Here is a 16,650-nt window from a genome sequence, read left to right on the forward strand (position 1 = left end):
GGGTGAAGATTTTGAAGAAGAAAGTCAACAGTTGTTTGATTTAACCAACCTTTAAGTACTGCTAAAGCACCGATTCTCATCCACATCCGTCCTTCTTCTTGTTCTGCTAAAATATCACTAAGTTGATGATTATCGATTAAGCCAGCTTCTCTAAGATAATAGCCTAAGGATTTAGGTGTTTCTTGCTGAGCTTGTTGAATAACTTTTGTCCACTCTTCAGCAAAAAAGTCGGCAGTTTGCTGTTTTATCCAACCTTTTTGAGCTAAAATTTCACCCAAACGGTGCTTATGATGCTTTTTTTGTTCTTGTAAGGCTATTTCTAGCTGATAAGGAGTGATCAATTTGGCTTCTTGTAAAATACTTCCTAGCCGTTTTTTTGAATCTATTGTAACCATGAAAACTCCTCCTTGCGAGTGATTATACATCTTAAAACTATTATTCCCAAATTTTCTTAGTTAATTTCACTGAGAACAAATTTGTTCAAGTTGCTCTTGCTGACTATGTTGGAGTCACTATATCAGCGCAAATATGAAATTTCATCAAAACAGCTAAGAGTTTAGCAGAAATACCACTGTTTCATTAGTAGCTGATTGATAATTTTTGTTCTCCAATCCTTATATAGATTATAGATCATATACTTTTTTTCTTTTTCATCATACTTACCTCATAAATATAGCTTATTTTAATTTTATCTTAATATTATTGCCTTCAGCATATTTGTTCTTTTTTTTCAAGATTCTTTAGGTCGATTTTATTTGAAAACTAGAGAAAAAGGAGAGAATTTTGTTTAAAGCTTGATCTTGTACTTTTTGTTACTAAATTGTTTTAAAATAAGAGAGCAAAAGTTAACTTCAGTTATGGTAGCTGCTATCTTATGTTAACCCAACTTCAAACAGACCAGTTAAAAATTGAATATTTACAGTCTCCCGAAACAGCAAAGGAAACAAAGAATTCTTTTGATCAAGACATAAAAAAAGGGTTAACTGAATGCCCTAAAAAAATACCATCGAAATATTTCTATGATGATCAAGGGTCTCAACTATTTGAACAAATTTGTGAGTTATCAGAATATTATCCTACTCGCACAGAAGCGAGTATTTTAAGACAATACGCAGAAGAAATTGCTCAAATTACAGGAACTTGTGAATTAGTAGAATTAGGAAGTGGAAGTTCGACAAAAACTCGCTTATTATTAGATGCTTATGATAGGCAAAATGATATGTTTAAGTATATGCCAATTGATGTCAGCGCAGGCATTCTACAAGAAAGCGCGCTACAATTACAACAAGAATATAGTTCCCTGAAAATTCAAGGATTAGTAGGAACTTATGACCAAGCCTTAACTCAATTAACTCCAACTTCTTGGCCAACAAGAATGATTTTTTTCCTAGGAAGTTCTATCGGTAACTTTAGTGAGATAGATTATGATCGCTTCTTGAACAAAATTTCTCAAGTGTTAGAACAGGGAGATTATTTTTTATTAGGAATAGATTTACAAAAACCTAAATTTATATTAGAAGCAGCCTACAACGATAATAAAGGGATAACAGCTGCTTTTAACTTAAATATCCTGTCTCATTTAAACCGTAAATTTGAAGGAAATTTTGAGCTAAATTATTTCAAGCATCGAGCTATCTACAATGAAGAAAAAAAACAAATCGAAATGTATTTGATATCTGAGAAGAAGCAAGAAATTATCTTAAATAAGCTTGATTTAAAAGTGAATATAGACAAAGGAGAAACAATATTAACTGAGATTTCTCGTAAGTTTGATGTAGAGCAAACGAAGCATAAATTAGAATCTAAGCAACTAAATCCAGTTAAAGTATTTACGGATGAGAATAACTGGTTTGCTTTAATTCTGTGTAAAGCTTGCAAATAAGTTATTCTAAATGGGAGTATAGTTAATCATGCTCCTATTAGCTAACTTATCTAACTGTTAGAATTAATTCATAATAATTATGTCATCTTTTAAATCTCAATTACCAGTTTCTCTTAATAACTGTTCTCAAGATTCCCTCATTAACTATTTTAAAAATAGTTGGGAATTAGAAGATATTTTAATGAAAAGTATTAAAGAAGAAGAAGCATTTTATATAAATCCTGATCCCTTAAGAAATCCCTTGATTTTTTATTTGGGTCATTCGGCTGCTTTTTACATTAATAAATTAGTTCGCGTTGAATTATTAGAAAAACAACTTAATCCAGACTATGAAATATTATTTGAGTTTGGGGTTGATCCTGAGAATGCAGAAGAATTGAACCAGGCGATCGCTAATATTAATTGGCCGGAGGTTCAAGAAGTTTGGAATTATCGAAATCAAGCTTATGAGGTTATTTTAGAAGTTATTAAAAATGCGCCTTTGAATCTTCCTATTGATCAAAATCATCCTCTTTGGGCCTTAATGATGGGGATAGAACATCAACGAATTCATTTTGAAACCTCTTCGATGTTATTGCGACAACTGCCAGCAGAAAAATTGAAGAAACCTCAAGAATGGCAATATGCACCTTTTGATGGACTTCCTGAAGAGAATAAGATGATTTTAATAAAAGGAGGAACCGTTAAGTTAGGGAAAACAAAAGATAATCCCTTATATGGATGGGACTGTGAATATGGCGATCGCTTTGTTAAAGTTGACTCTTTTTTGGCTAGTCAATATTTAGTAACGAATGCAGAATTTCTCAAATTTGTCAATAGTAAAGGTTATGAAAATAAAGACTATTGGAATGAAAAATCCTGGCAATGGAAAGAAGAAAATAACATCAAAAATCCTAAATTTTGGCAATTTAAAAATGGGCAATATGCTTATCGTGCTATGTTTGATGAAATACCTTTACCCTTAAATTGGCCTGTAGAAGTTAATTATTATGAAGCCATTGCTTATTGTCGTTGGAAAGGTGAAAATACCAGATTGATGAGTGAAGCAGAATGGAATTTAGCAGCCTATGGATCAAATGATAATTATCAAGTAGATATCCAAGAAATTAATGATTATAATCTCAATTTAAAATTCGGTTCACCAAGTCCAGTAGGGTTAATAAAAACAGCCCAAAGCCATTCGGGACTCTGGGACTTACGGGGCAACGTTTGGGAATGGTTAGACGAAGATTTTAACCCCTTATCAGGATTTAAACCTCATTTTCTCTATGAAGATAATTCAGCACCGTTTTTTGATAATAACCATAAAATGATGTTAGGAGGAGCTTGGGTAACTCAAGGAACAGAAGCCTTAAAATACTATCGTAATTGGTTTCGTCCTAACTTCTATCAACACGCAGGTTTTAGGATAGTTACTAATTATTAGGCTAATAGTGAAAAATTGACAGTTAATTTTGTTATATTTAATTTAGGATTGTATGGTTTAACAATTATCAGCGAACAGTGATCAGTGAGGAATAACTGGTCACTGATCACTGAAAACTGGTAACTGGTTTAATCAGGATTTTTATCACCTTAAGCTAATATAATTACCAATGAATCGATTTTTTAACTCAACCAAAAATTTCCTCAAAGATAAATTATTAATAGAAAAAATTCCTCAATGGTTTCAAGTTAGTGATGAACAAATTGCAGAAATTTTAGAGACAATTCGCGAAAAATTACCTACCACTGAAGCCATTTTAATTGGAAAAACCCAATCAGGAAAAAGCTCAATTGTGCGAGGTTTAACAGGAGTTTCTGCCGAAATTGTTGGTCAAGGATTTCGTCCCCATACTAAACATACAAACCAATATACTTACCCTAATGATGATCTCCCTTTACTTATTTTTACCGACACTGTAGGATTAGGTGATGTTCAACAAAATACTGATTCTATTATTCAAGAATTAAGCGATAAATTGCAAGAAGCAAAGCATCAGGCGAGAGTCATTATTTTAACGGTTAAGATCAATGATTTTGCTACAGAAACCTTAGCTAAAGTTGCCAAAGAATTGCGTGAATTATCGCCAAAAGTTCCCTGTATTCTTGTTGTTACTTGTCTTCATGAAATTTATCCTTCCCCAACTCAAGATCATCCCCCTTATCCCCCTGATTTTGAAGACATTAATCGGGCATTTAACCATCTCAAAGAGGACTTTCAGGGACTATATGATGATGCTATTCTCATTGATTTTACCCTAGAAGAAGATGGCTATACACCTGTTTTTTATGGATTAGAAGCCCTCAGAGATACCATCGCCCAACAGTTACCCGAAGCGGAATCGGTCGCCATCCATCAACTTCTTGAAGGAGAAACGACTCATAAAATCGGTAATCTTTACCGAGACGTAGCCCGTCGTTATATTTGGGCATTTTCCGTCGCAGCAGCTACCTTAGCGGCCGTTCCCTTGCCTTTTGCTACAATGCCGGTTTTAACTGCTTTACAAGTGTCTCAGGTGACATTATTGGGGAAACTCTACGGACAGATTTTATCCCCTTCTCAGGCCGGTGGGGTCGTTAGTGCGATCGCAGGAGGATTTTTAGCTCAGTCTATCGGACGAGAATTAATTAAGTTTATTCCAGGATTTGGTAGTATTATTGCTGCTTCTTGGGCAGGGGCTTATACTTGGGCTTTAGGAGAAGGAGCTTGTGTTTATTTTGGGGATTTAATGGGAGGAAAAAAACCGAATCCTGATAAAATTCAAGCAGTAATGCAAGAGGCATTTAAACAAGCACAAAATCGCTTTAAAAGAACCTAATAGGACGCTATAATAATTAACTATTTTACCACAATTAGAAGAGTTGCATTTCTTCTTGCTTTAATGACAACATATTCAGACGTACCAGCCCAAACTAAGTCAACTTCGTGGGTGTTTAAGGCTGCTTTTAATATTCTAAATTATAATTTTTTTATATATAGGCTTTCCTCTACACTTTTCTATTTTTTTATCATTTGTAATCATACTTATGATAGATGACAACGTAGAGTTTAATCAAGATTTATTTGATAAATAACATTATTTTCAATCAAACTCATTCGAGTTATAAGTTATATAATAGTTTAAGAACTATTTTTTATTAGTTTTTACTGTATATTTCTTTAGTGTATATTTAGTGAATTTATTTATTATCTTTACCAATATTTTACAATTTTAGTATAGAAAAATACTAATTGTCTATTGTATGATATTAATTCCCATAGTTATTTTTAATATTCAATTAATTGTGGTCAGCCATCTGTTGTGAGATATTATTTTCATGTTTATTACTAACCAATTACAAAGAATATTAACCCATAGTAAGATTGGGGACAAAATAAAATATGGTTATGTAATTGTAATTACTATTTTTATATTAGGTATTCTTTCAGGACTGGCTTTAGGAGATTTTTATGAAAAAAAAGCTTATCATAAGTTACAATTAGCCAATGAAAAAATTATTCTTTTATCTCAACTTCATAATCATATTTTGCAAATTCGCTCTCATCCTAAAACCTTAATTGTTGTTGTTAATGAATCTATTTGGTTTGAATACGAAATCAGTAAATTTAGTTTAAATATTCAAAAAATTAATTATAGTTTATCAGAAATAAAGAAATTTTTGTATAAAAATAATAACAATTTAGATAACAAAAGAATAAAACAAATAATTTCAGAATATAGATATTATTTGGATGAATACGAAAAAAATATTCAATCTCTGTGGCAAACAATAACACCAATTTCCACTAATAATAGTCAATTAAATAATCAAGATATAGTTATTGAACTTATCAAAAGTCAAGAAATGCAAAATCTTGAAATTCAATTTGAAAAGTTATCAGAGATTTTATCCTTAGTAATTGATTCCGCTCAAGAGAATAAAAAAGATGCTGAGAGGGAAATGAGAAAAGCCAATCTTTTAAGGATAAAAATAATATTTAGTAGTAGTATTATTTCTTTGATTATTTCTACTATTTCTGCTATATACACAGGTAAAGTCATTGCTTATCCCCTAGAAGAATTAACTTATGTTGCCCAGAAAGTTACCCAAGAATCAAACTTTCGATTACAAGCTCCAGTCACTACTCAAGATGAAGTAGGAAAATTAGCTACTTCTATAAATCAATTAATTAAGTGGATTCATGAACATATTAAAGAATTAAAAGAAGCCCATAAAACCTTAGAAAATCGAGTTGAACAAAGAACAATAGAATTACAACAAGCCCTAAAAAAATTAAAAGCATTAGTTAATCTAGACGGATTAACCCAGATTTTTAATCGTCGTTATTTTGATGAATCTTTATACCGAGAATGGCAAAGAGGAAGACGGGAAAAGTCGGAAATTTCACTTATTCTCTGTGATATAGATTACTTTAAAATTTATAACGAAACCTATGGTCATTTAGGAGGAGATAGTTGTTTACAAAAAGTAGCTCAAGAAATAAGAAGACAAGTTAAACGTCCTTCTGATGTAGTGGCGAGATACGGAGGAGAAGAATTTGTTATTCTTTTACCGAATACTAATTTGAATGGTGCTTTAACTTTGGCAGAAATGATTAGAAATGCCATTGAAACTATGAACATTCCTCACCAAAATTCCCTAGTTAGTGACCATGTTACCCTAAGTATGGGTGTTAGTTGTAAGATTCCTGAACAAATAGAGCAATATAAAGAATTAATCAAAGAAGCTGATGATGCTCTTTATTAAGCCAAAGAAAATGGACGTAATTGTATTTGTTATTGGGTTGATTCTTCTTAGTATTTTTTTATAACAAATAGCCCCTTTACGAAGAGAAAATGCTCTAGTAAAAGGGCTGCATGACAATTTATTCGTATAACCAGGTTTTAACGGTAGGTTCCCAACTACTTAACTCTTTTTCATTAAACCAGAGACTAATCTCCCGTTGGGCAGTTTCAATGGCATCGGAACCATGAATTAAGTTACGTCCTACACTGACCCCAAAATCACCCCGAATGGTTCCAGGTTCGGCTGATAAGGGATTAGTTGCGCCAATGAGTTTCCTTGCAGAAGCAACAACACCTTCTCCTTCCCATACCATTGCTACTACAGGAGAAGAACAGATAAACTCAACTAAACTACCAAAGAAAGGACGTTCTTTATGCACGTCATAATGTTCTTCGGCCAATTCTTTGGACACTGACATTAATTTTAGTCCCACTAGGGTGAACCCTTTGGCTTCAAAACGACCAATGACTTCACCCACCAGTCCCCGTTGTACCCCGTCGGGTTTAATCATGATAAATGTGCGTTCCACGCGCCAACTCCTTCCAATTATTTCAACTATATAGTTTACGACTAATTCGGGTTAGCTGAACAAGTTTTCTAGTAAAAATGGGTAAATAGGCAAACTTTAATCATAAGATAGGGAAAAATGCAAGTATTTTTTGTATCTTTTTCCTCAGTTGTTCGATTATTTTGAAAGGGAATTTGAATCGGTTTAATGGGATATTAACCACTGCTGTAAATCTTCTACATTGGAAAAATCGAATAAACCGAAAGCTAAATCATCTAATTCTGTCAAACTTAACTGTTTAACTTCTTCTTCAAAATTAAGAGAAAGCTCACCTATTTTTAAATGAAGTTGACGGAGAATTAAATTGTGTCTAGCAACTAATTTTCCATTCATCTAAATAAAAATGGGATACTCTCTCTGAGTTTAATAATTCTTGATAATTAGAAACTTCTATACTTTCTACTCTACGGTTGGGATAAATAATTACACCTTGCCAATTATTTCTTAATTCACTATTTTTGATAAAATTATCTAGGGGCAAAATATAGGGCAAAATATAAATCACCCCTAGAAAATTCTTATAATTTAAGCTTGTGCGAGTAATTTCTCTTCAATAAAGTCATATCCTGATTCTTCTAATTCTAGAGCTAACTCTTTACCACCACTCGTAACAATTTGACCATCATACATCACATGAACATGATGAGGTTCAATATAGTTTAATAACCGTTGATAGTGGGTAATTAATAAGAAAGCATTATCAGGAGTTGATAACTGATTAACACCGTTAGCAACAATTTTTAAAGCATCAATATCTAACCCTGAATCAATTTCGTCTAAAATGCCTAATGTGGGTTCTAATAAAGCCATTTGTAGGATTTCATTACGCTTTTTCTCTCCCCCAGAAAACCCCTCATTTAAACTTCTGTCTAGAAAAGCAGCATTCATCTTGACAACCTCTAACTTTTCCTCAACTAAATCTTCAAAATCAAAGGTATCAATTTCCTCTAATCCTAAATGTTTACGACGGGTATTATAAGCTACTCTCAAGAAATCTAAATTACTCACTCCAGGAATTTCTAAAGGATATTGAAAGGCTAAAAATATCCCTTCTAAGGCTCGTTCATCGGGGCTTTTATCTAAGATATTTTCCCCTTTATAAAACACCTCGCCACCTGTAATTTCATAGTCAGGATGTCCAGCCAAAACCTTAGATAAAGTGCTTTTTCCTGAGCCATTTCTGCCCATAATGGCGTGAACTTCACCTGCTTTAATTTCCAGGTTAACCCCTTTTAAAATAGGAGTTCCTTCAACATTAGCAGTCAAATTTTTAACAGATAGGATAACGTTACTCATCATTTTGATTAATTGTTGAATTGTTGGCAAATAGAAGCCATCAATCTTTGAAAACTGATGACTGATAACTGATAATTGCTAATCGTCTATCCGACGGTTCCTTCTAACTTCAAACTCAATAATTTATCAGCTTCTGAAGCAAATTCCATCGGTAATTCACTTAAGACATCTTGACAGAAACCACTGACTAACATTGAGATAGCATCTTCTTCGGAAATACCCCGTTGAGCAAAGTAAAATAACTGATCTTCTCCTATCTTAGAAGTAGACGCTTCATGTTCAACTTTTGCTGTATTATTATCAACTTGAATATAAGGAAATGTATTAGCTTCAGCATTATCTCCAATTAACATTGAATCACATTGGGAGTAATTTCTTGCCCCTTTTGCTTTAGGTCCCATCTGCACTAAACCCCGATAACTATTTTTGGAGTTTCCAGCAGAAATACCTTTAGAAATAATGGTACTACGGGTATTTTTACCAATATGAATCATCTTAGTTCCCGTGTCAGCTTGCTGCTTATTATTAGTTAAAGCAATAGAGTAAAATTCCCCAACAGAATTATCTCCCACTAAGACACAACTGGGATACTTCCAAGTAATAGCTGAACCAGTTTCTACTTGAGTCCAAGAAATCTTGGAATTAACTCCTTTACAGAGTCCTCTTTTGGTCACAAAATTGTAAATTCCGCCCTTACCATTTTCGTCACCGGCGTACCAATTTTGCACCGTAGAGTATTTAATATCTGCATTATCTAAAGCGACTAATTCTACTACAGCAGCATGAAGTTGGTTACTATCATACATAGGGGCGGTGCAGCCTTCTAAATAGCTAACAGATGCGCCTTCTTCTGCCACAATTAAAGTGCGTTCAAATTGTCCCGTATCTCCATTATTAATACGAAAATAAGTAGACAGTTCCATCGGGCATTTTACCCCTTTAGGAATAAATACAAAAGAACCATCACTAAACACCGCAGCATTTAACGCAGCAAAGAAATTATCCCCAACAGGAACAACACTACCGAGATACTTTTTAACTAACTCTGGATGTTCTTCTAATGCTTCAGAAATAGAACAGAATATAACACCATCTTCTGCTAATTTTTCTTTATAAGTTGTTCCTACAGAAACACTATCAAAAATAGCATCCACAGCTACATTACTAAGCCGTTTTTGTTCAGATAAGGGAATGCCTAATTTTTCAAAGGTTTCCAGTAAAGCTGGGTCAACTTCGTCTAAATTTTTTAGTTTTTCCTTCTTCTGTTTTGGCGCAGAATAATAGATAATATTTTGGTAATCAATTTTTGGATAATTGACATGGGGCCAGGTGGGTTCGGTCATTTTTAACCATTGCTGATAAGCTTTGAGACGAAACTCCAGCATAAATTCGGGTTCGTTCTTTTTGGCCGAAATAAGACGAATAACATCTTCATTTAAACCACGAGGAATGGTATCAGCTTCAATGTCAGTAACAAAGCCGTATTTATAGGGTTGGTTGACTAGGTTTTTGACGGTGGTTGCACTCATTAGATTTTGTGTTCTCCGTTTTAGTTCAATGTCTCTCCCTAATACTGGAGAGTCTTATGGTTTCAAAGATGATGGTTTAGCAGGGGATGAGTCATTAATCCCACAAAGCCCATGTCTCTAGAGTAGAGATTAATAAAACAACATTTATGTTTCTTTATTATAGCTTACAATAGATTAACAACTCAATTGTTGTCAAAGTCACATTCCCCTAAAATTTTTCTGTAACCTTTTCTAAACTGTGAGCGTTACATTTCTTATCTATCTGACTTCTAAGTTTTAAAATGACTACTATACAGCCCCCTTCCACCAAAGAAGACATTTTGCGGTATTTACTGAAACAGGGTCAAGCTACTGCTCAAAAACTCGCTGAATCTCTTGATATTACCCCCCAAGCTACCCGTCGTCATTTAAAAGACCTCGAAGCCGAAGGGTTACTCGAACATCATCTCTTACAAGGAGAGTTAGGACGACCCCAATATATCTATTCTCTCAGTAAACAAGGTCGCGATCGCTTTCCTAATCAATATGGGGAGTTTGCGGTGTCTTTTTTGAATACGTTGACGGAGACAATGGGAGAAAATCAGGTCAAAGAGGTATTACGCAAGCAATGGCAACGCAAAGCGGATGATTATCGACAGCGCATTGGGAAGGGTTCCTTAAAGGAAAGAGTGGAAAGGTTAGTTAAACTGCGACAGGAAGAGGGTTATATGGCTGAAATACATAGGGCTAATGAGCAAAATGGTTTAAATGCTCAAGAGGAGGGTTATCTCCTAGCTGAACACCATTGTGCTATTTCTGAAGTGGCGGAGTCTTACCCAACAGTATGCGGTCATGAACTAGAAATGTTTGCCGAAATTCTGCCCGATTGCATTATAGAACGAACCCATTGGATTAATGAAGGGGAACATAATTGTGGGTATTTAATTAAAGTGAAAAATTAAGAATTAATTTTCATCATTGAGTTGTTTTTTCTAGAATCAGTTCTAGCATCAACTAAAGTTAAGTTTATTTTTATTTGCCCAATTTTATAGTATTATCTCAGACTTTTGTGAATGAAATGCACCTTTATAAAGTTTTAGTCATTTTTTTCCTTAGTCATCTTGACTATCATTGTACAGCGTAAAATTTTACTTGACAAAATCCTCTCAAAATGAAAGACTCAATAAAAAGTTTGGAAAGTTAACTTTAAATATGTGTGATCGTTTATTATGAATCAACCTCAATCTCCTGCTCAATTTTTAACTCCTGAAGAATCTGCTGATGTGGATAAAGCCCTATTGACTGCACCAGAAAAATTTTTAACCCGTTTAACTATTTCCTCTTTGAGATTATTAACTACCATTGCTAAAGATTTAGAGGTTTCTGTAGAAGACTTAACCCATCAACAAGTGATTGATTGGTTTGAGAAAGATGGAAAAATACGACGAGAACAAGGGGCAGATGCTGCAGTTTTGAAATGGTAAGTTAACTCATCATTTATGATAATCAATCCCTTTCATATCGTTTCTATGTCCTTCAAGTTAAAGATATTTCAGGATGAATCGTAATAATACTGAGAGAGTGAAATCAAAATAAATAGAAAAATCAATAATATTACTGTAGTTTATTTAATAAGGGTAAATTTTTTAAAAAATTGTATTTTCCCACTTCCAAGAAACATTGTTACACGGTAAAATAGACAATGAATCCTTCTGTAATAAATGTAGATGAACGAACCCGTACCCGTTGTTAATACTTCAGAAGAAATAACTCCCATTGTCCAAACGCCATTAAAATCTCAAGATAGTTTATTAGAAACCACTCAAATCTTGGGACTTACTCAAATTCAAAGACATTTGTTTCTTTGTGCAGACCAAACTAAACCCAAATGTTGCTCTAAAGTAACCAGTTTAGAAGCTTGGGACTATCTTAAACGTCGTCTCAAAGAACTTAAACTTGACCAAGTTACAGAAACACAACCTTCTTGTATTTTTCGCACAAAAGCTAATTGTTTGCGGGTTTGTATGGATGGGCCTATTTTAGTGGTTTATCCTGATGGTGTTTGGTATCGTCAGGCAACCCCTGAAGTGATTGAACGCATTATTCAAGAACATCTGATTGGCAATAAAATTGTTGAAGATTATGCCTTCTGTACCCATGCTTTGCCTCAACCCTTGAATAAACCTCAATTAAAAGCCATTAAAAACCAATCTACTGACCTCGATCATGAGATAATAGACCAGAAGACATAATAAAGTGTTACTTAAAACAATCCTCCAAGGTTAAGATTGAATTAAAATAGTCTTAATTCCCAACATAACTTTTACACAGAATCCCTATCAAAACTTACCTGAGAAAACAAGATGCCACCCTTAAAAGATAACTCACAAAAAGATAATAAGCATTTATTATTAGTTGATGATGATCCTAACCTAGTTTTGTTAGTAAAAGATTATCTGGAATTTCAAGGATATGACGTTACTACAGCAGAAAATGGTAAAGAAGCACTAGAAATCTTAACTAAAGAGATTCCTGATATGATCATCTGTGACGTTATGATGCCAGAAATGGACGGTTATTCCCTCATAGAAAAAGTGCGTCAAGATGCTCGCACCAGTTGGGTTCCTGTGATGTTTCTTTCTGCCAAAGGACAAAGCCAAGATAGGGTAAAAGGACTCAATACCGGGGCTGATGTATATATGGTAAAACCCTTTGAACCAGAAGAGTTAGTGGCTCAAGTAGAGTCATCTCTCAAACAAGCAAGCCGTTTAATGCGTCACAAGGGTAATATTTCTCTAGACGATAGTAACCGTATTCAGGTTCCCAGTAACGTAGAATTAACCCCGACAGAAACCAAAGTGGTTCAATTAGTGGCTCAAGGACTATCTAATAGAGATGTGGCTGAGAAACTCAGTGTCAGTCAACGCACCATAGAAAGTCATGTTTCTAATATGCTCAACAAAACTAATCTTCATAACCGCACCGAGTTAGCTCGTTGGGCGATTGAAAATAGTATCGCTTAAAATTTGTTAGCTATCTTTGCAAGAAACCCCATATTTTGACTGAAAGTCGGTGTGGGGTAATTTTTATGCTGTTTTTTGACTATTTTGAAATTTATAACTTGAGAAAGATTAATTGTTGATCTAAAATTACTAAGATTGGACTATTTATAGCCAGTTTACAGAATTGATGACATAGACTAGCTATTTAGTATTAATTACTAAACGATCGGCAATGTTGAATAGTCAAAACAGTTTTGTTGTTAGCCATTGCCTAGGTTTAAGAATTTTTACTACGAAAACAAATAAGTCCTGAATCAGATGAAAACCTCAATAAATTATATAAACTTAATTTTGTTTTTTTTAATTACCCTATTAAGTAGTTGTGATAATTCAAGTTTTTCAAAAACAACAAAATCACAATCATTAGCAAGAAAAAGTAATAAAAATATTTCCATTAATTTAGACCAGACTTGTACTAACGAAAAGGTTGGTTATCAAGTTAATTATCCTCAAAATTGGCAAACAAATTCGGGCGATGTAATGAACGATTGTCAAGTTTTTGATCCAAATTCTGCTAAAGTACCCGAACAAACAGAAAGTATTAGCAAAGCCATTTATTTAAGAGTAGAAGAAAATACACCTTTTGATTTAGTTAGTCAAGAAAACTTAGGAGAGCAACACCTCTCAAAAGAAACTCTTACCATTGATTCTTATCAAGCAGTAGCGGTTGAAAGTGAATCTACTGGTAGAGCAATGTTACCAAAAGGTCAACGAAACTATAGTTATATTGTTGATTTAGGCAATCGCACTTTTATTGCAACAACCTATGATGTTCCCAATAATAATTATACAAAAAACAAACAAATTTTAGATGATATGCTCAAAACAATTGAATTTAGTGAGAATTAATTACAGTAAACAAAGGTCAAAAAATCACAGTTATTAATACATTTATATTATTCTTAACAAGCAATTTTATTGAGTATCAACACCGATGAAAGTATCTAATAAAACGACACAAATTTTAATGGCAATTATTGCCATTATTCTCATATTAGCTGCTCTTAAAGCAACTCAACCGATTTCAATGCCCTTGGCTTTTGCCTTTTTTCTAGTTGTTTTAGTTTATCCTTTACAAAACAAACTTGAACAAAAGTTGCCTCGTTGGTTAAGTTTAATTATTGTTTTATTTGTACTTGGTGGTGTTGTTGCTTTAGCTCAAGGAGCATTATCTTTAAGTGCAGAAATTATTGAACCCAAAATTCCCCAATATCTTGATCGTTTAGAACAAATGTGGACGGTAATTAAATCTTGGGCTAGTAATTATGGTTTACCAGTGCCTCAATTTAATTTTCAAAATAATAATACACCCATTCAGTTAACACAACAGGCACTTAGTGGATTACAAACTTTTCTATCAACCGTAAGTTTATTAATTTTAACCATTTCTTTGTTGATTTTACTACTTTTAGAAGTTAATCAATACAAACGCAAAGTTCAACAAGCTTTTCCGTCTCGAACGAGTCAACATATTATTAATGCTGTGGGCAATACTAGCGAGAAATTACGGCGTTATCTAACAGTCATGACTTTTACTTGCATTTTAACAGGAGTTTTAACGGGTATTTGGTGCTTAATTATTGGTGTCGATCTTGCTTTAGTTTGGGGTTTAATTGCTTTTATTCTTAACTATGTTCCTACCATTGGTTCAATTATTGCTGTGATTCCTCCGACTTTAATTGCTCTTTTATTTAATGGTGTTCCTCGCGGTATTGCAACAGTAATAGGATTAGGGATTATTCAAGTAATAATGGGGAATTTTGTTGATCCCCGAATACAGGGAAAAACGCTGCAACTCTCTCCTTTTATTGCTTTATTTTCTATTGTATTCTGGGGATGGATTTGGGGAATTGCTGGTGCTATATTAGGGATTCCTATGACTATCTCAATTATCTTATTTTGCGAAGAGTTTGAAGCAACCCGTGGCGTAGCAATTATCTTAGGTGAGGTTGAATAATTACTCCCTTATTTTGCGTTCATAATTAGGATCTTGTGTGCCAAGAATATTATCCCAAAAAGTAAAATATAGCCCATAATGTACCTGATATTTTAAATGATGAAGAGAGTGATGAGCAGGGCCAATAAACCACTTGCCTAACCAATGATGAGGAAAGGATAAAGGTAAGCGATCGAGTCCTAAATGATTGACAACAGCCCAGATTGTCATGGTTATTAAAACTGCAATGAGCGTGATAAAATGGAGTGGAATCAAATAAACAATTACAATAAAAAATAAAGACTGGACAACAGCTTCTAAGGGATCAAAAGCAAAGGAAGTCCAAGGGGTTGGATGGCGTGACTGATGATGTCCTTGGTGTAATTTTTGGAAAAGTAAGGGATGATGAAACAAGCGATGTGTAAAATAAAAATAACTATCTTGGAGGATTAAAACACCAATATAGCTAATGATAAAATACCATAATTCGTGACCTCGAAAATCAGTATAAAGACGAGTTAATCCCGAATCATAACTTGACATAATTAAAGCTGCTGCGATCGCAAATACGATTGAGGATAAAATAGACAGTTTATATCTTGGTAAATTAACTTACGAGAGGGAGAAGGATATTGTAAATGGGGTTAGCAAAGCTGTCACTTAAGGATGAATAAAAAAGCAAATAGGTTGACCTGCTACTACAAAATATCTAATTAAAATAATTCCAAAAAAAGCAAGCGCATAAAACTTTAATGAACGTTGTACTAAATTAATTTCCATAATAATTTTTGTTCGTTGTTTGTGCTTTTGAATTATCAACGAACTAATTAACTTAATTTTATAACAAACTAAAAATATAGTCAAAAACTGAATGTAAAAATAATCTTTGACTATATTAATAGATGAGGTTGATAATATTTTGAATGATTGAAATCAATTGAAATTAACGTTCAAGAACATTATCATTTTTTCTTAGAAAGAGTACAGTGATCCCAATAATCAAGAAAGCAATTCCCCACCATAATGAGTTACCAGGAAGCACTTTTAGTAATAAGGTAACAATCCCCGATGTAATCAAAGACCATCCTACTGTTGTTCGATATTGCATCATTATCTATATGACCTTAAATCTGTTAATTGTAAAGGAATTCATTCCTAATATTAAAGTTACTGATAAATTAAAATAACAACATCTATCCACAGAAATAAGACTGAAGAAAAGTTGATAATTTTTTTTCTGTAATCTAATTAAAACTTTTATTTTCTTATAACAGATTTATAAATTCCCTGATGGAAAATTAATGAATAATTTGATGGTAGTAATGCACTGTTTGGGGAGTGGGAGATATTACCCTTAACTTTGTTGTATTCTGTTGTGCTTCTTAGTTTGACACTCTAACCTTATTGGCTCTGTTTATGTTATAATTGCTATGATAATGAGGTGTATGCCTAAATTAACGTGCTTCCTTAGCTCAGTTGGTAGAGCAACTCACTTGTAATGAGTAGGTCGTCGGTTCAAGTCCGACAGGGAGCTTAATAACTTGTATAACCATAGATTATTTGTCATCACTTTCTTAAATGTGACACTGTACAGCAGATGTTATGATTCAAGTATCTATATTAATTTT

Annotated in this window: 18 protein-coding genes and 1 tRNA gene; 11 read left to right on the forward strand and 8 right to left on the reverse strand. The window is 33.4% G+C overall.

The genetic code is table 11. The features are described from left to right. On the reverse strand, window positions 1-395 hold a 395-nt coding region (locus CY0110_RS25505), incomplete at its 3' end, for a hypothetical protein (protein WP_035800713.1). Between the two features lie 479 nt (window positions 396-874). On the opposite strand from CY0110_RS25505, the gene egtD reads away from it, so the two are divergent. The 4 genes from egtD to CY0110_RS25525 all read left to right on the forward strand — a co-directional run bounded on the left by egtD (window position 875) and on the right by CY0110_RS25525 (window position 6,613). Next, the gene (gene egtD, locus CY0110_RS25510) at window positions 875-1,882 is read left to right on the forward strand and encodes an L-histidine N(alpha)-methyltransferase (protein ID WP_008278521.1); all 1,008 of its coding nucleotides are present in this window, start codon (window positions 875-877) and stop codon (window positions 1,880-1,882) included. A 79-nt stretch (window positions 1,883-1,961) separates the two neighbouring features. Further along, complete coding sequence (ovoA, locus tag CY0110_RS25515; RefSeq protein ID WP_008278522.1) at window positions 1,962-3,308, forward strand: 5-histidylcysteine sulfoxide synthase; 1,347 nt, start codon at window positions 1,962-1,964, stop codon at window positions 3,306-3,308. 169 nt (window positions 3,309-3,477) lie between these two features. Next, window positions 3,478-4,683: a YcjF family protein gene (locus CY0110_RS25520; protein ID WP_008278523.1), complete on the forward strand. Its 1,206-nt coding sequence runs from the start codon at window positions 3,478-3,480 to the stop codon at window positions 4,681-4,683. 499 nt (window positions 4,684-5,182) lie between these two features. After that, window positions 5,183-6,613: a diguanylate cyclase domain-containing protein gene (locus CY0110_RS25525; protein WP_008278524.1), complete on the forward strand. Its 1,431-nt coding sequence runs from the start codon at window positions 5,183-5,185 to the stop codon at window positions 6,611-6,613. A gap of 118 nt (window positions 6,614-6,731) precedes the next feature. Here the strand turns inward: CY0110_RS25525 and ndk are convergent, their stop codons facing one another. From ndk to sufB, 5 genes are all read right to left on the reverse strand, one after another. Then, complete coding sequence (ndk, locus tag CY0110_RS25530; protein WP_008278525.1) at window positions 6,732-7,181, reverse strand: nucleoside-diphosphate kinase; 450 nt, start codon at window positions 7,179-7,181, stop codon at window positions 6,732-6,734. A gap of 183 nt (window positions 7,182-7,364) precedes the next feature. Then, a complete protein-coding gene (locus tag CY0110_RS25535) occupies window positions 7,365-7,553 on the reverse strand; it encodes a DUF4351 domain-containing protein (protein WP_008278526.1) in 189 nt (62 codons plus the stop codon). Beyond that, window positions 7,531-7,713, reverse strand: coding sequence for an Rpn family recombination-promoting nuclease/putative transposase (locus CY0110_RS29510; RefSeq protein WP_232285816.1), 183 nt, complete (start codon window positions 7,711-7,713; stop codon window positions 7,531-7,533). Before CY0110_RS29510 ends, CY0110_RS25535 begins: the two co-directional genes overlap by 23 nt. Window positions 7,714-7,745: 32 nt before the next feature. After that, the gene (gene sufC, locus CY0110_RS25545; RefSeq protein WP_035800718.1) at window positions 7,746-8,516 is read right to left on the reverse strand and encodes a Fe-S cluster assembly ATPase SufC; all 771 of its coding nucleotides are present in this window, start codon (window positions 8,514-8,516) and stop codon (window positions 7,746-7,748) included. Window positions 8,517-8,602: 86 nt separating this feature from the next. Further along, window positions 8,603-10,045 carry a Fe-S cluster assembly protein SufB gene (sufB, locus tag CY0110_RS25550; protein WP_008278529.1) on the reverse strand — a complete coding sequence of 481 codons (1,443 nt, stop codon included), beginning with the start codon at window positions 10,043-10,045 and terminating at the stop codon, window positions 8,603-8,605. A gap of 281 nt (window positions 10,046-10,326) precedes the next feature. On the opposite strand from sufB, the gene sufR reads away from it, so the two are divergent. From sufR to CY0110_RS25580, 6 genes are all read left to right on the forward strand, one after another. After that, window positions 10,327-10,986, forward strand: coding sequence for an iron-sulfur cluster biosynthesis transcriptional regulator SufR (gene sufR / locus CY0110_RS25555; RefSeq protein WP_008278530.1), 660 nt, complete (start codon window positions 10,327-10,329; stop codon window positions 10,984-10,986). A gap of 267 nt (window positions 10,987-11,253) precedes the next feature. Beyond that, on the forward strand, window positions 11,254-11,508 hold the full coding sequence (locus CY0110_RS25560) for a hypothetical protein (RefSeq protein WP_008278531.1): 255 nt from the start codon (window positions 11,254-11,256) through the stop codon (window positions 11,506-11,508). 243 nt (window positions 11,509-11,751) lie between these two features. Further along, window positions 11,752-12,276, forward strand: a complete 525-nt coding sequence (locus CY0110_RS25565; RefSeq protein WP_008278532.1) for a (2Fe-2S) ferredoxin domain-containing protein — start codon at window positions 11,752-11,754, stop codon at window positions 12,274-12,276. A 111-nt stretch (window positions 12,277-12,387) separates the two neighbouring features. Beyond that, window positions 12,388-13,047, forward strand: coding sequence for a response regulator transcription factor (locus CY0110_RS25570; protein ID WP_008278533.1), 660 nt, complete (start codon window positions 12,388-12,390; stop codon window positions 13,045-13,047). 297 nt (window positions 13,048-13,344) lie between these two features. Then, entirely contained in the window at window positions 13,345-13,935 is a 591-nt protein-coding gene (locus tag CY0110_RS25575) for a hypothetical protein (RefSeq protein WP_008278534.1), read from the forward strand. Window positions 13,936-14,020: 85 nt separating this feature from the next. Beyond that, on the forward strand, window positions 14,021-15,043 hold the full coding sequence (locus CY0110_RS25580; protein ID WP_008278535.1) for an AI-2E family transporter: 1,023 nt from the start codon (window positions 14,021-14,023) through the stop codon (window positions 15,041-15,043). Here the strand turns inward: CY0110_RS25580 and CY0110_RS25585 are convergent, their stop codons facing one another. Both CY0110_RS25585 and CY0110_RS30200 read right to left on the reverse strand, forming a co-directional pair. Next, window positions 15,044-15,565: a sterol desaturase family protein gene (locus tag CY0110_RS25585; RefSeq protein WP_008278536.1), complete on the reverse strand. Its 522-nt coding sequence runs from the start codon at window positions 15,563-15,565 to the stop codon at window positions 15,044-15,046. A 400-nt stretch (window positions 15,566-15,965) separates the two neighbouring features. After that, window positions 15,966-16,133, reverse strand: a complete 168-nt coding sequence (locus tag CY0110_RS30200) for a hypothetical protein (RefSeq protein WP_157464657.1) — start codon at window positions 16,131-16,133, stop codon at window positions 15,966-15,968. 350 nt (window positions 16,134-16,483) lie between these two features. Here CY0110_RS30200 and CY0110_RS25590 point away from each other — a divergent pair. Next, a tRNA-Thr gene (locus CY0110_RS25590) sits at window positions 16,484-16,556 on the forward strand. Window positions 16,557-16,650 lie beyond the last annotated feature (94 nt).

This window comes from Crocosphaera chwakensis CCY0110 (assembly GCF_000169335.1).
Lineage (GTDB): Bacteria > Cyanobacteriota > Cyanobacteriia > Cyanobacteriales > Microcystaceae > Crocosphaera > Crocosphaera chwakensis.